Here is a 13,978-nt window from a genome sequence, read left to right as displayed (position 1 = left end):
CCGACCAGGGGTCCGCGCGCGCCGACACGCCCGAGGAGCGCCCGAACGGAGCATTTTCGACGCGCCGACAAGACGCTCTTGGGGTGTGACTTGCAGCACAAATCAACACCCCGGGGTGTCCGGATCGGTTCCGAAGACCGGGGGCGCTGGGCCGTTCGGAACCACCGGTTCCGATCACGAAGCCGCAGGTGGCTCCGCTGTGCGACGACCACGCGCAGTATCGACGAAGGCCCGACGATCCGCCTGGCGAAGGTTCTTTCGACCACTCGCGGTGGCCGACGCGTAACAGATCGGGATTTGCCCCTAGGGGATCAGCTTGGTTACTGTCCCCCGGTCCGTTGTCACGGTCTGATCACGAAGGACAACCTTCGACCGGTTCCCCGACCGGCCACCCGGAAATCCCCGTTCCGGGCCCGCGGAGATCAGGCTCCCCGAGACGGAAGGGCAGGCATTGGCTCACCACCGCTCCCCCGGCGGCGAACGACCCTTTCCCGGTTATCCGGAGGTGTCCCCCGACGACTCCTCCAGCAATCGGGATCGGAGCCGGGGTGCATCAGCAGCATCGGCCTGGCGCGGCCGCGTCGTCGTCGCAGCAGTAGCGGCGGGCGCATTCGCAGCAGCCGGTCAATCGCTGGCAGCGGGCGAGGGAAACGCCTCCCCCGACAGCGATGACTTCAACGCCTCTGACGCCGCGGGTTCGTTCAACACCGCGATGTCCGGAGACACCTCCTCCTACAACGGCATGGGTGGCAGCGCCCCAGCGCCCGCCATGCTCCCGGTCGCCAAGAGCTCCGACATCAGCTCCGAGATGGAGAAGCTGACCAAGAGCGAGCGGATCACCGAGGCCCGCGAAGCGGCTCAGCGCGCGGCCGAAGAAGCCGCCAAGCAGCCGAAGTTCCACGTTCCGGCGCTGGGCAACTTCACCTCCGGCTTCGGTGGACGTTGGGGCACCACCCACTACGGCATCGACATCGCCAACGCCAAGGGCACGCCGATCATGGCGGTCGCCGACGGCGTGGTCATCGAAGCCGGTCCGGCCAGCGGTTTCGGCCTGTGGGTCCGGGTCCAGCACGAGGACGGCACCATCACCGTCTACGGCCACGTCAACACCATCACCGCTGACGAGGGCGACAAGGTCAAGGCGGGCGACCAGATCGCGACCATGGGCAACCGCGGCTTCTCCACCGGCACCCACCTGCACTTCGAGGTGTGGAACGCCGGCGGCAAGAAGATCAACCCGCTGCCGTGGATGCGCGAGCGCGGCATCTCCCCGACCTGATCCAGGTTTCTCAGCACTGGGTTCGGCGACCATCCCGTGGTCGCCGAACCCATTTCTTTACGCGTCGTTAGCGCATTTCCGGCACCGGCTCGCAGTAGCGTGGCGCCCGTGGCCGAACAGATCCGCTTGACCGGAGCGCAGCAGACGCTCCTCGGTCCGCTCCACGCACGCGCCCTCGACAGCCGTCGCACCGATCCGGTGCTGGGCGACGACGCCGCCGCGCAGCTGGCGGCGCGCATCGACTTCGACTTCTCCGCCCTGCGGCTCGATTCCGGCGACATGATGGCCGTGGTCCTGCGCGCCAAGGAGATCGACGACCGGGCCAGGGAGTTCCTCGCCGCGCACCCGGACGCGGTCGTGCTGCACCTGGCGTGCGGCCTGGACTCCCGGGCGTTCCGGCTCGACCTGCCCGCCGAGGCGCAGTGGTACGACGTGGACATGCCCGACGTCGTCGAGCTGCGCGACCGGCTCTACCCGCGAGTTCCGGACAACCATCGCACGATCGCGTCCTCGGTGACCGAAACCGGTTGGCTGGACGACATCCCGACCGGGCGGCCGACGCTGGTCATCGCCGAGGGGCTGACCCCCTACCTGGCGGAAGCGGACGGGATCGCGTTGCTGCGCAGGCTCGTCGAGCGCTTCGGCTACGGCGAGATGCTCTTCGACGTGGTCGCGCCGTGGACCGTGCGGGCCGCGAAGTTCTCGGGCTTCCTGCGCACCACCGGGGCGAGCTTCCACTGGGGAGTCGGCGACCCGCACGACCTGGAGATCAAGGTCCCCGGCCTGCACCTGCGCGGGTCGGTGCCGGTCACCACGCTGCCCGGGGTCGCGAGGGTCGCGCCGCGCGACCGCTGGATCGCCCGGGCCATGAACGCCGTGCCGCCGCTGCGCGACGCGATGCGGGTGGTGCGCTTCGGTTTCGAGCGCGAGAGCCGCATCCCGGTCGAGCTGACCGGACCGGCGGCCACCATGCTCGCCACGCTGCAGCTGCGCGCCCTGGACAACCGGTCGGCGGAGCCGCTGCTGCACGACCGGTGGGCCGACGACGCCGTGCGACGCCTCGACTACGACTTCACCAAGCTGGGAATGCGCGCGAACAACGCGATCTCGGTGGCCGTGCGCGCCAAGGCGCTCGACGACCGGGTGCGCGCCTCGCTGCGTCCGGGGATGACCGTGCTGCACCTGGGCTGCGGGCTGGACAGCCGCTTCGAGCGGGTGGGACCGCCGGCGGACGTCGAGTGGTACGACGTCGACCAGCCCGAGGTCATCGCACTGCGCGAGCAGCTGTTCCCGTCGTCGAGCAACCGGCGCACCGTCGGCCGCTCCGTCGCGGATCCGGACCTGCTGGCCGGAATCCCCTCCGACCGGCCCGTTCTCGTGGCCGCCGAGGGCCTGACGATGTACCTGACCGAGCAGGACGGCCTGTCGCTGCTGCGCCGGATCGTCGCGCACTTCCCCAGCGGTGAGCTGCTCTTCGACGCGTTCAACACGCCGAGCATCCACCTCAACAACGTCGCCAACCCCGCGGTGACGCGCTCGGGCTCCCGGCTGCACTGGGGCATCGACGACCCGACCGAACTGGGAATCCCCGCCCTCCGGCTGGTCTCGGAGATCTCGTTCCTGGACGCGCCGGAACTGGCGAGGTACCCGCTGCCCGCCAGGCTCGCCTTCCGCGCAGCGGCCAAGGTTCCCACCTTCAACCGCCTCGGCCGCCTCCTGCACTACCGCTTCTGACCCCAAGCCACCCCCTCTGAACCGGGGTTTCGAATTTCGCGCGAAATTCGACCCCGAACTTTTGCCCTCGAATTTCGCGCGAAATTCGAATGCGCCGGTCTGCGGGGGGCGGTTCGTCAGGCCGCTGAGGGGTACCAGGCCTCCTCGAAGCAGCGGCGGGCTCGGTGGAGGCGGGAGCGGACCGTGCCGACGGGCAGGTGCAGGGTTTCTGCCATCTCCTCCTCGTTGAGCCCCCACCTCCGCAGGGTCAGCACCTCCCGGTGCGGGGTCGACAGCCGTTCCAGGACGTCGTTGATGTGCACCCGGTCCAGCGGGTTCGAGTCGTGGCGGGCTTCCACCGGCGAGTACGTCGTGCCGTCGGTGCGGACGGCTTCGCGGACGGTCACCGAGCGGACCCAGCCGAAGAACGCCGCGGGTTCGCGCAACGTCCGCAGGCCCCGGTAGATCGCCAGCAGCGCCTCCTGCATCGCGTCGGAGCTGTGGTGCGGGGCGACCGAGGTGCACACCCGGGCCACGTAGGGCGTGATGTGCGTGAGCAGCTCGTTCATCGCCTGCGACTCGCCGGCTTGGGCGGAGCCGTCGCTGTACGGCGAGGTGCTGAACTTCCTGCACCGCCGCGGGTTCCCGGTGCCCGAGCACGTCCGCTGGCGCGGCGTCACCCGCGCCCTACGAAGCCGATCCCGGTGTCGTCGAGGTGTGGCAGCGCATCTACGCCGGACGACAACCTTGCGGGAGAGTGCTCGTGATGACACAACAACTCACCGACCTGGCCGACCACCTCGACGCCACCGACCCGCTCGCGCACGTCCGGGACCGCTTCCTGCTGCCGGAGGGCGTGGTCTACCTCGACGGGAACTCGCTCGGCCCGCTGCCCGCAGCGGTGCCGCCGGTGCTGGAGGACGTGGTGCACCGCCAGTGGGGCACCGACCTGATCCGCTCCTGGAACACCCACGACTGGTGGCAGGCCCCGCTGCGGGTCGGCGACGCCATCGGCGCGCTGATCGGCGCCGCACCGGGTCAGACGGTGGCCGGTGATTCCACCAGCGTGCAGCTGTTCACCGCGCTGAGCGCGGCGGCGGAGCTGCGCCCTGACCGCCCGCTGCTGGTCACCGACCCGGAGCACTTCCCCACCGACCGCTACCTGGCCGACTCGGTCGGCCGGCTGCACGGGCGGCAGGTCCGCCGGGTGGCACCCGCCGACCTGCCGGAGTTCCTCGACGAGCACGGCGACCAGGTCGCGGTGATCAGCTACTCACCCGTCGACTTCCGCAGCGGCGAGCTGCACGACGTGGCCGCGCTGACGCGGGCCGCGCACCGGGTGGGCGCGCTGGCGCTGTGGGACCTGTGCCACGCGGCCGGGGCGATGCCGGTGCACCTCGACGATCTCGGGGTGGACTTCGCGGTCGGCTGCGGCTACAAGTTCCTCTCCGGCGGACCCGGTGCCCCGGCCTTCCTGTACGCCGCCGAGCGGCACCACGATTCGTGGCGCACGCCGCTGAGCGGATGGACCGGCCACGCCGAGCCCTTCGGCCTCCAGGCCGACTACGTTCCCGCTCCCGGCATCGCGCGCGCCCGCATCGGCACGCCGCCGATCCTGTCGCTGCTGGCCCTGGAGGCGGCGCTGACCGCGTTCGACGGCGTCGACCTGGCGCAGGTCCGCGCCAAGAGCCTGTCGCTGACCGGGTTCTTCCTCCGCTGCGCCGAGGAACTGCTCGCACCGGAGGGCTTCGAGGCGGTCACCCCGGCCGAACCCGAGATCCGCGCCAGCCAGGTGTCGCTGCGGCACCCGCACGCCTACGGCCTCATCCAGGCCCTGGCCGCGCAGGGCGTCGTCGCCGACATGCGGGCGCCCGACATCCTCCGCTTCGGCGTCAACGCCCTCTGCACCTCGCACCACGACGTCCTCACCGCCGCCACCCTCCTCCAACGCATCACCTCCGCAGGCGATTACGACCCCGTACCGCAGGAACCGGGGACCGTGACCTGATCCGGAGCCGACCCGGAAATTCGGTGGCCCGGTGGCGGCGTGGCGGGGAGGATCCGGGCCATGGATGTTCCGGAGGTTCGCGGGCCGTTCGTGGGGACCAGCGCCGTCGTGGTGCGCGGCGGAGCGGTGCTGCTGGGGAGGCGGAAGGGCGCTCACGGCGCCGGCGAGTGGTCCTTCCCCGGGGGCAAGGTCGACCCGGGCGAAGCGCCGGAGGACGCCGCCGCCCGGGAGCTCGCCGAGGAGACCGGACTGCTCGCCACCGGCATCACGACGATCTCCTGGACCAGCGACGTCTTCGACGACGAGGGCCTGCACTACGTCACCCTGCACCACCTGATCACCGCCGACGGCGAACCCCAGGTCCTCGAACCCGACAAGGTCGAGTCCTGGACCTGGCACCCCTGGCACGCCCTCCCCGCCCCGCTGTTCACCCCGGCCCACTCCCTGGTCGAAACAGGCTGGCGCACACCGGGAATCCGGGACGACGGGCGGTGATCGGTCCCGGGTGGATCAGCTCCGGGGGATGTGGGGGCGAGGCCGTGGGCTCCCGGTGCTCCTCGGCGAGCGATGCTGAGGGTGTCGACGACTTCCAGGGATTCGAGGTCGACGACCGCGACCGTGGAGGACGCCACCGCCGAGACCCAGGCGCGGCGGCCGTCCGGCGACGAGGCGATGGTGAGCGGGAAGCTCGCGACCTCGACCTCCCCGATCCGCTCGCCGTCGCGGTGCACCGAGAGCAGCCCGCCGTGGCGACCGTCGAGCCCGACGTCCACCGAGGACGCGCGCACCTCGCCGACCAGCAGCAGACCGCGGCTGGTGACGTGCACCGGGAACGGCTGGTGGCCCGAGGGAATCGTGCGCACCACCTCGTCGGTCGCGGTGTCGATCACGCGCACCCCCGGCGTCTCCTGGGAGGCGGCGTCGGCGTAGGGCCCGGCGACGAAGACCTCCGCGCTGTCCGGTGACACCGCGATGCCCTCGCTGCCGGGAACGGGAATCCGCCGCAGCGCACCGGTCGACAGGTCGACCGACGAGACGAACCCGGCCTCCTTGTTCACCGCGTACCCGCACCGCCCGTCCGGGGTGATGACGGTGGGGTCGGTCGACGACGCGATCGCCGAGATCGGCCTGCGACGCCGGGTTTCGGTCGCTGCGCCTGCCGCCGATCCCCGTCGGCATGGCCTGGCACCCGCGCAACGACGCCGACCCGGCCCACCGGTGGCTGCGGAACCTGATCCGCAGCACCTTCCGCCGCTGATCAGAGCTTGGTGAGGGGAACGCTCCCGATGAGCATGAGCTTGACCGTGCCGGCCGTGCCGAAGTCGATGGTGGCCGTGGCCCGGGGGCCTTCGCCGTCGGTGGCGACCACCGTGCCGAGGCCGTACTTGTCGTGGGTGACCTTGTCGCCCGCTTCGAGCTTGAGGGCGACCGTGTCCTTCCAGCCCTTCATGCTCGTGCTGCGCATGCCGCGCTCGGCCAGACCGGCCTGGGCCGAGTCGCCGCCGGTGCGGTCGAAACCGCCTCGGCTGCCCCAGGTGCTGCGGACCTGCGGAGCGGCGCGCTCGGGCTCGATGCGGCGCCAGTGCATCAGCTCCTCGGGGATCTCGGTGAGGAACCGCGATGCCGGGTTCGTCATCGGCTGCCCCCACGCCGAGCGCATCATGGCGCGCGACAGGTAGAGCCGCTGGCGAGCTCGGGTGATGCCGACGTAAGCCAGTCGCCGCTCCTCGGCGAGCTCGGTCGGATCGCCCAGCGCCCGGTTGTGCGGGAAGACGCCGTCCTCCCAGCCGCCGGAGAACACCACCGGGAACTCCAGGCCCTTGGCGGTGTGCAGGGTCATGAGGGTGACCAGGCCGTCGCCGGTCTCCGGCAGCGAGTCGGCGTCGGCGACCAGCGAGACCCGCTCCAGGAACGCCGCCAGCGAGTCGTCGGCCAGCGGGTCTTCGAGGACGTCGTCCGCGTCGTCCTCCGCCGCGGGCGTCACACCGGACACCACGGCCTCCGCCGACGGCGAGACCTCGGCGTCGACCGGCAGCGGCGCTCCCGCGCGGGCCTCGGTGAACTCGCGGGCGACGGTGATCAGCTCGGTCAGGTTCTCCAGACGCGTCGCGTCCTGCGGATCGTCGCTGGCCTCCAGCTCGCCCCGGTACCCGGTGCGCTCCAGGACCGTGTCGAGGGTCTCGGCGACGTCGTGGTCCGCGGCGACCTTGTGCAGCTCGTCGAGCAGCTCGACGAAACCGGAGATCGCGTTGCGGGCGCGGGTGTTGAGCAGCGGGACCTCGCCGGCGGCGGCCCGGCGCAGGGCGGTGCCGAAGGAGATCCGCTCCTGCTCGGCGTGCACGGCGACCACGGCCTCCGCGCGGTCGCCGATGCCGCGCTTGGGCACGTTGAGGATGCGGCGCAGGCTCACCGTGTCGTCCGGGTTGTCCAGGACCCGCAGGTAGGCGAGGGCGTCGCGGACCTCGCGGCGCTCGTAGAAGCGGACACCGCCGACGACCCGGTACGGCAGGCCGAGGCGGATGAACACCTCCTCGAACACGCGCGACTGGTTGTTGGTGCGGTAGAAGACCGCGATGTCGTTGAACGTGGCCTCGCCCTGGTCGACGAGCTTGTCGATCTCACCGGCGACGAAGGCGGCCTCGTCGTGCTCGTTGTCGGCGACGTAGCCGACGATCGGCTCGCCGTCGCCCGCGTCGCTCCACAGCCGCTTGTCGCGCCGGTTCGGGTTGCGCCGGATCACGGCGTTGGCGGCCGACAGGATCGTCTGCGTGGACCGGTAGTTCTGCTCCAGCAGGATGCTGCGGGCCTGCGGGTAGTCGCGCTCGAACTCCTCGATGTTGCGGATCGTGGCGCCGCGGAACGCGTAGATCGACTGGTCGGCGTCACCGACCACGCACAGCTCCGCCGGTTCCACGCCGCTCTCGGTGGGACCGGTGCCGACCAGCTCCCTGACCAGCGCGTACTGCGCGTGGTTGGTGTCCTGGTACTCGTCGACGAGCACGTGGCGGAAGCGGCGGCGGTAGTACTCGGCGACCGCCGGGTGCTGCTGCAGCAGCTCAACGGTGCGCATGATCAGGTCGTCGAAGTCCATCGCGTTGGACTCGACGAGCCTGCGCTGGTAGGCGGCGTAGACCTGGGCGACCTTGCGCTCCACGTCGTTGCCCGCCTGCTGCGCCGCGTCCTCCGGCGTGATCAGCTCGTTCTTCAGGTTCGAGATGTTGATCGACAGCGTCCGCGCCGGGTAGCGCTTGGAGTCCAGGTCCTGCTCGCGGGCGATCATGGTGATCAGCCGCTTGGAGTCGTCGGAGTCGTAGATCGAGAAGTTCGACGACATGCCGAGCGTCTTGGCCTCGCGGCGCAGCACCCGCACGCACATCGAGTGGAACGTCGACACCCACATCACGTTGGCCCGGCGGCCGACCAGGTCGGCGACGCGCTCCTTCATCTCGGCCGCGGCCTTGTTGGTGAAGGTGATGGCCATGATCTGGCCGGGGTGCGCACCGCTGGCCAGCAGGTGGGCGATGCGGTTGGTCAGCACCCGGGTCTTGCCCGATCCGGCGCCGGCCACCACCAGCAGCGGCGAGCCGGTGTGCGTCACGGCATCGCGCTGCTGCGGGTTGAGCCCAGCCAGCAGCGCCTCCGGGTCGGGTCCGGACCGGCCGCGCGAGGCGGAGGACTGCACGGGCTCGTCGCCCTGCCATTCGAGATCGAGAGGGGTGCTCATCGTCGAACCACGTTACCGAACCCCCCGGACAGAACCCGAATCTCCCGATCGCGCAACACGATCAAGACCTCCACCACCCGCTCGGGTGACAACGTCCACCAAGTGGGACGGGGTGACCAGGCAGTGGATCGGGGTCGGGGGTTGTGGCAGACTGGTGGTGTGCGAACGCAGCAGTACGAGTTTTTCTACGGGCCCGGGACTCCGGCGCCCGTAGCTGCGTGAGCTCGAAAACCACTACGACGCCCCGGGGTCCTCGGACTCGGGGCGTTTCGCGTTCCGGGACGGGAACGGGGCCGGATCCGGAGGATTACGTCCGATGAACGCCACTGTGGACGGTGACCAACCGCAGTCCGAGAAGCCCTCGACCGAACGGGCTGCAGAGGCCATCAGCAACTTCCGCGAAGAGATCGACTACCTCGACGCCGAGATCCTGCGCCTGATCAAGCGCCGGGCCGAGGTCTCCCAGCAGGTCGGGCAGGCCCGCATGGCCGCGGGCGGCCCGCGCATCGTCTACAACCGCGAGATGGACGTGCTCGCCCGCTACCGCGAGCTCGGCCCGGAGGGACGCGAGATCGCCATGATCCTGCTCCGCCTCGGCCGGGGCCGGCTGGGCCACTCCTGACGTGTGCCGCGGGCGCCTCCGGCCAGGTCGAGGGCGCCCGCGGTCGGCGTCACACGGCGTGGTCGGCGGCGAGGTCGCGCTCCCGGGTCTCCGGTGCGCGGAACACCGCGACCAGGGTGACCACGCAGCACAGCGCCACGTAGATCGAGATCGGCAGCGAGGAGTCGAACGCGGCCAGCAGCGCCGTCGCGATGATCGGCGCCAGCGAACCCGCCACGATCGACGCCAGCTGGTAGCCGATCGACGCGCCCGAGTAGCGGACCCGGGTGCCGAACAGCTCCGCGAAGAACGCCGCCTGCGGCCCGTACATCGCGCCGTGGAACACCAGGCCGACGGTGGTCGCGAAGGTGATCACCCAGAACGACTTGGTGTCGAGCATCGTGAAGAAGAAGAACGCCCACACGCCCGTGCCGACCGTGCCCAGCAGGTAGATCGGCCGTCTGCCGAACCGGTCGGACAGCGCGCCCCAGATCGGGATGCTGATGAAGTGCAGCACCGAGGCGATCAGCGCCGCGTTGAGCGCGACCCCGCGCGGCAGGTCCAGGAACGTGGCCACGTAGGTGAGCACGAACGAGGTCAGCACGTAGTAGACGACGTTCTCGGCGAACCGGGCGCCCATCGCCGTGAGCACCTCGCTGCGGTACCGGCGCAGCACCTCCAGGATCGGCGGCTTCTGCTCGGCGCCGCTCTCCTCCGCCTTGCGCTGCGCCTCCAGGAACACCGGCGACTCGGCGACGGCCAGCCGCACCCACAGCCCGATCAGCACCAGCACGCCCGAGAGCAGGAACGCCACCCGCCAGCCCCAGGCCAGGAACGCCTCGTCGGACTGCACCGCCGCCAGCACCGCCAGCACCGCCGTGCCGAAGACGTTGCCCAGCGGCACCCCGGCCTGCGGCCACGACGCCCAGAAGCCGCGGCGCTCGCTGGAGCCGTGCTCGGAGACGATGAGCACCGCACCGCCCCACTCGCCACCGATCGCGAAGCCCTGGATCAACCGCAGCGCGGTGAGCAGCAGCGGAGCCAGCACGCCCACCGACTGGTAGGTGGGCAGCAGGCCGATCGCGAACGTCGCGCCACCCATCATCACCAGGCTGAGGACCAGCAGCTTCTTCCTGCCGATCCGGTCGCCGTAGTGGCCGAAGACCAGGCCGCCCAGGGGCCGGGCGATGAAGCCGACCGCGTAGGTGATGAACGCGAGCAGGGTTCCCATCAGCGGATCGCCGGCCGGGAAGAACAGCTTGTTGAACACCAGCGCGGCGGCTGATCCGTAGAGGAAGAAGTCGTACCACTCGACGGTGGTGCCGACGAGGCTCGCGACCACCACGCGGGTGGTCGACGATCTGGCGGGAGCGGACTCGGTGGTCATGGCTGCGTCCTCCTTGACGGGCCGGTGTTCACCTCGGGACTTGCCTGGTCAGTTCGCCGTCCAGCCGCCGTCCATGGACAGCGAGGCTCCGGTGATCGACGTGGTGCCGGGCCCGCACAGCCAGGCCGCGAACTCGGCGACCTCGTCGGGTTCGACCAGCCGCTTCACCGGGGTCCGGGCCAGCAGCACGTCCTCGGTGACCTGCGCCTCGGGGACCCGGTGCAGCCGGGCCTGCTCGGCGACCTGGCGCTCCACCAGCGGCGTGCGCACGAACCCCGGGCACAGGCAGTTGGAGGTGACGCCGTGCGGAGCGCCCTCCAGCGCGATCGTCTTGGACAGGCCCTCGATCGCGTGCTTGGCGGTGACGTAGGCGCTCTTGAACGGAGAGGCGCGCAGCCCGTGCACCGACGAGATGTTGATGACCCGGCCCCAGCCGCGCTGGTACATGCCCGGCAGCGCGGACCGCACGATGCGGAACGGCGACTCGACCATCACGCGCAGGATCGCGGCGAAGGCCTCCGGCGGGAACTCCTGCACCGGCGCGACGCGCTGGAACCCGGCGTTGTTGACCACGACGTCGGCGCCTTCGCCGAGGTCGTCGGCGTTGCCGGGATCGCCGAGATCGACCACCCGGGCCGTCGCACCCAGCTCGTCGGCGAGCGCGGTGACGGCGTCGGCGGTCTTGTCAGCGGCGATCACCTCGGCTCCCGCCGCGACGAAACGCCTGGTGAGAGCGGCTCCGATGCCGCTCGCGGCCCCGGTGACCAGGACCCGCTTGCCGTTCAGATCGAGACCCGTTCGCTCGCTCATAGCGACAGAACCTAGGCGTGACGACGGTCTCGAACCAGAGGTGATTCACAACCTTTTCGAACCGATCGGCAAATCAGGGGGATCCCCCATATCGGACAGGCCTCGTCAAGGAGCAGACTGGTGCCATGGGCATGGTTATCGGTCTGGTCGCACTCCTGGTGACGCTCGCCGCGGTGATCGCGGCTGCGGGGCACGCCGGCTATCTGGCGATGCTGACCTCTGCTGCGAAGAAGCGTCCGGGCGGGCAGCCGGCTGCCGACTTCGCCAAGAAGCGCTACCCGATCGCCGGCGTCGGCCTGGGCGTGACGCTGCTGGCACTGCTGATCGGCAGCGGTGACACCGCAGGCGCGGACATCTTCGCGATCCTGCTCGGCCTCGGCGGCGGCGTCGGCTCGCTCAAGGCGCTCCAGAGCACGCAGAGCCGCTTCCGCAAGGGAGACTTCTGACGCCTCCGCATCTTCGGTCCGTCTTTCGGTGACGTTCGTTCGAGTGGTCGCGCGGTGATATCACCCGTTCGGTGCATCAAGAGCGCCGTTCGGAGTACCGATCTCTCCGACGCGAAGCTCGCCGTGAACCACTTGCGGGTTGCAGAAAGTCGAGACCTCCGATGCACAGCGGCAGAACCATCGGCTGGAGCGGCCGACTCGATTGGCCGCCGCCGGCACCGACACCCACACCGTCCGCGGCGCAGAACCCGGCCCCGGGCCGGCACCGCAGGACCGACACCAGCGCCGCGTGGGCGCAGATCCCACCGCAGCGGACCGCGCCCGAGCAGTCCGCGCCCCGCGTGGTGATCGATCCGCTGACCGACACCGCGCCCGTGGGCGGGCTGCACAAGTTCGACCTCGGCATGGTTCCCGCCTCGGTCACCCCGCCTCCGAGCTGGCGCCGCGCGGCGTGGTTCGCGATCGCCTCATCGGTGGCCGCGCTGGGCGGCCTCGTGTTCGCCACGACGCTGGTGTCCAGCCACACGACCCGCATCGAGGGCCTGGAGCTGCCGAGCATGCCGCGCGGCGGCGCGTACCCGCCGCTGACCCGCGATCCCTACTTCCTGACCGGTGACCCGACCCGGCCGTCGGTCGCGAGCAGCACCGCCACACCGCCGGGCCGGCCGAGCCAGCTGGCAGCAGGGGTGCTGCCGACCGGAACGTCCGAGCCGACCGCGCCCGGCGAGCCCGCCGGTGACGAGCCCGGCGACGACGAGGAGTCCGGCACGCCCGGCACCGGAGCACCCGGCACGGGAACGCCTCCCGGATCGAGCAGGCCGCCCACCACCGAGGCGCCGCAGCTGCTGCAGCTGACCGACACCGAGGGGATGCAGCGCGCCAGCGAGCAGTACTACGGCGCGATCTCCAGCGGCGACCTGCCCGGCGCGTACGCGATGACCACCGGTCCGCTGCGCGCCGAGGGCTACGAGTCCTTCGCGGCCCGCTACTCCTACGCGACGCGGGTCGAAGTCCTGCAGGTCTACGTGACGCCGACGAGCACCGCGCACACCCTGCGGCTGACCTTGCCGGACGGCTCGGAGCGCATGGAGCGCCGCGTGCTGCGCTACGAGATGGCCGAGACCCCGATGATCTCGTCGGACGAGCGGATCTCCTGAGCACGGACCGTGATCCACTGCTCCGTTCGTGATCTTCGGGGCCATCCCTTCCGGTGATCTATCTGAAAAACCTTCCCATTCGAACGGAAGGCGGGTACCTCTTCACGCCGTGGAGCACGCCAGAGAGCGCACGACCTTCGACGACACCGTCACGGTCGCCGAGCTGATCCGGCGCGGCCCGCAGACCCCCGAACAGGCGGGCCTGGCCGACGAGCTCGCCGGCTCCGACGTCGCGCCCGCCCGCAATCGGCAGGGCGGGCTGGTCGTGCTCACCGCGCTCGGCGTGCTGCTGCTGATCTCCGCCGCCGGGGCCGCCGCGCTGATCATGGCCAAGCCCGCGCAGCTCCCCCGTCCCACCCACTCCGCAGCCGCGATCAGCGGACTCCCCGCGCTGCGTCCCGACCTGGTGCTCGAAGCGACCTGGCCCTTCGGCGGCAACGGCGGGTTCTCCGCGGCCGCGGACAGCGCAGGCAACGCCTCCGCCGCCGAACCGGACGACGCCCACCTGGCCAACCCCGCAGCGGGCAGCGCGAGCACCACCCTGGGCCTCGTCAGGGATTTCTACGGTCGCGCGCAGGACTCCCCGGACCGGATCGGCGAACTGCTCGCCCCCGAGCTCGGGCAGTCGACGGAGCTCACCCGGGCGTGGAGCGCGGTCGACACCGTGCGGCTCACCGAGCTGCGGATGGAGCGGGACGGTTCGGTGAGCGCCCGGGTGGAGGCGACCTACCCGGGCGGGCGCGCGGTACGGCTGGACCAGCACCTGCACGTCTCCCCGGGCCCGCTGCCGCGCATCGTCTCCGCCGAGTTGCGCAGCGCACGGCAGTTCCAGCCGGGCTGAGGAGCACAACAA

The 13,978-nt window shown here is 70.9% G+C and carries 14 protein-coding genes; 10 read left to right on the top strand and 4 right to left on the bottom strand.

Features of this window, described 5'->3' with window-relative positions; translation table 11 throughout:
- The first annotated feature begins 631 nt into the window (after window positions 1-631).
- Together E1181_RS24445 and E1181_RS32285 are read left to right on the top strand one after the other, a co-directional pair.
- Window positions 632-1,279, top strand: coding sequence for a M23 family metallopeptidase (locus E1181_RS24445; protein ID WP_235877010.1), 648 nt, complete (start codon window positions 632-634; stop codon window positions 1,277-1,279).
- 108 nt (window positions 1,280-1,387) lie between these two features.
- Window positions 1,388-3,013 carry a class I SAM-dependent methyltransferase gene (locus E1181_RS32285; protein WP_235877007.1) on the top strand — a complete coding sequence of 542 codons (1,626 nt, stop codon included), beginning with the start codon at window positions 1,388-1,390 and terminating at the stop codon, window positions 3,011-3,013.
- 116 nt (window positions 3,014-3,129) lie between these two features.
- Here E1181_RS32285 and E1181_RS24435 read toward each other — a convergent pair whose 3' ends face one another.
- Window positions 3,130-3,561 carry an RNA polymerase sigma factor gene (locus E1181_RS24435; RefSeq protein WP_132678207.1) on the bottom strand — a complete coding sequence of 144 codons (432 nt, stop codon included), beginning with the start codon at window positions 3,559-3,561 and terminating at the stop codon, window positions 3,130-3,132.
- A gap of 197 nt (window positions 3,562-3,758) precedes the next feature.
- Here E1181_RS24435 and kynU point away from each other — a divergent pair, with 197 nt between their 5' ends.
- From kynU to E1181_RS31825, 4 genes are all read left to right on the top strand, one after another.
- Entirely contained in the window at window positions 3,759-5,000 is a 1,242-nt protein-coding gene (gene kynU / locus E1181_RS24430) for a kynureninase (RefSeq protein ID WP_132678205.1), read from the top strand.
- Between the two features lie 60 nt (window positions 5,001-5,060).
- Window positions 5,061-5,495: a nucleotide triphosphate diphosphatase NUDT15 gene (locus E1181_RS24425; RefSeq protein WP_132678203.1), complete on the top strand. Its 435-nt coding sequence runs from the start codon at window positions 5,061-5,063 to the stop codon at window positions 5,493-5,495.
- Between the two features lie 123 nt (window positions 5,496-5,618).
- Window positions 5,619-5,930: a hypothetical protein gene (locus E1181_RS24420; protein ID WP_132678201.1), complete on the top strand. Its 312-nt coding sequence runs from the start codon at window positions 5,619-5,621 to the stop codon at window positions 5,928-5,930.
- A 42-nt stretch (window positions 5,931-5,972) separates the two neighbouring features.
- Window positions 5,973-6,272, top strand: a complete 300-nt coding sequence (locus tag E1181_RS31825; protein WP_207922289.1) for a hypothetical protein — start codon at window positions 5,973-5,975, stop codon at window positions 6,270-6,272.
- On the opposite strand, the gene E1181_RS24410 is transcribed toward E1181_RS31825, so the two are convergent.
- Complete coding sequence (locus E1181_RS24410) at window positions 6,259-8,724, bottom strand: UvrD-helicase domain-containing protein (RefSeq protein WP_132678200.1); 2,466 nt, start codon at window positions 8,722-8,724, stop codon at window positions 6,259-6,261. The two genes, E1181_RS31825 and E1181_RS24410, sit on opposite strands and share 14 nt — an antisense overlap.
- Before the next feature lie 316 nt (window positions 8,725-9,040).
- On the opposite strand from E1181_RS24410, the gene E1181_RS24405 reads away from it, so the two are divergent.
- Complete coding sequence (locus E1181_RS24405) at window positions 9,041-9,346, top strand: chorismate mutase (protein WP_132678198.1); 306 nt, start codon at window positions 9,041-9,043, stop codon at window positions 9,344-9,346.
- A gap of 49 nt (window positions 9,347-9,395) precedes the next feature.
- Here the strand turns inward: E1181_RS24405 and E1181_RS24400 are convergent, their stop codons facing one another.
- Window positions 9,396-10,712 carry an MFS transporter gene (locus tag E1181_RS24400; RefSeq protein ID WP_132678196.1) on the bottom strand — a complete coding sequence of 439 codons (1,317 nt, stop codon included), beginning with the start codon at window positions 10,710-10,712 and terminating at the stop codon, window positions 9,396-9,398.
- Window positions 10,713-10,760: 48 nt separating this feature from the next.
- Window positions 10,761-11,522, bottom strand: coding sequence for a 3-hydroxybutyrate dehydrogenase (locus E1181_RS24395; protein WP_132678195.1), 762 nt, complete (start codon window positions 11,520-11,522; stop codon window positions 10,761-10,763).
- 125 nt (window positions 11,523-11,647) lie between these two features.
- Between E1181_RS24395 and E1181_RS24390 the strand changes: the two genes are divergently transcribed.
- The 3 genes from E1181_RS24390 to E1181_RS24380 all read left to right on the top strand — a co-directional run bounded on the left by E1181_RS24390 (window position 11,648) and on the right by E1181_RS24380 (window position 13,966).
- A complete protein-coding gene (locus E1181_RS24390; RefSeq protein WP_408010561.1) occupies window positions 11,648-11,968 on the top strand; it encodes a hypothetical protein in 321 nt (106 codons plus the stop codon).
- A 161-nt stretch (window positions 11,969-12,129) separates the two neighbouring features.
- A complete protein-coding gene (locus E1181_RS24385; RefSeq protein ID WP_132678193.1) occupies window positions 12,130-13,125 on the top strand; it encodes a hypothetical protein in 996 nt (331 codons plus the stop codon).
- Between the two features lie 109 nt (window positions 13,126-13,234).
- Window positions 13,235-13,966: a hypothetical protein gene (locus E1181_RS24380; RefSeq protein ID WP_132678191.1), complete on the top strand. Its 732-nt coding sequence runs from the start codon at window positions 13,235-13,237 to the stop codon at window positions 13,964-13,966.
- Window positions 13,967-13,978 lie beyond the last annotated feature (12 nt).

The sequence above is a fragment of the Saccharopolyspora terrae genome, assembly GCF_004348435.1.
GTDB classification, from domain to species: Bacteria; Actinomycetota; Actinomycetes; order Mycobacteriales; family Pseudonocardiaceae; genus Saccharopolyspora; species Saccharopolyspora endophytica.
The sequence above is the reverse complement of the archived record's forward strand: the minus strand, read 5'-3'. Positions and strand labels throughout refer to the sequence as shown.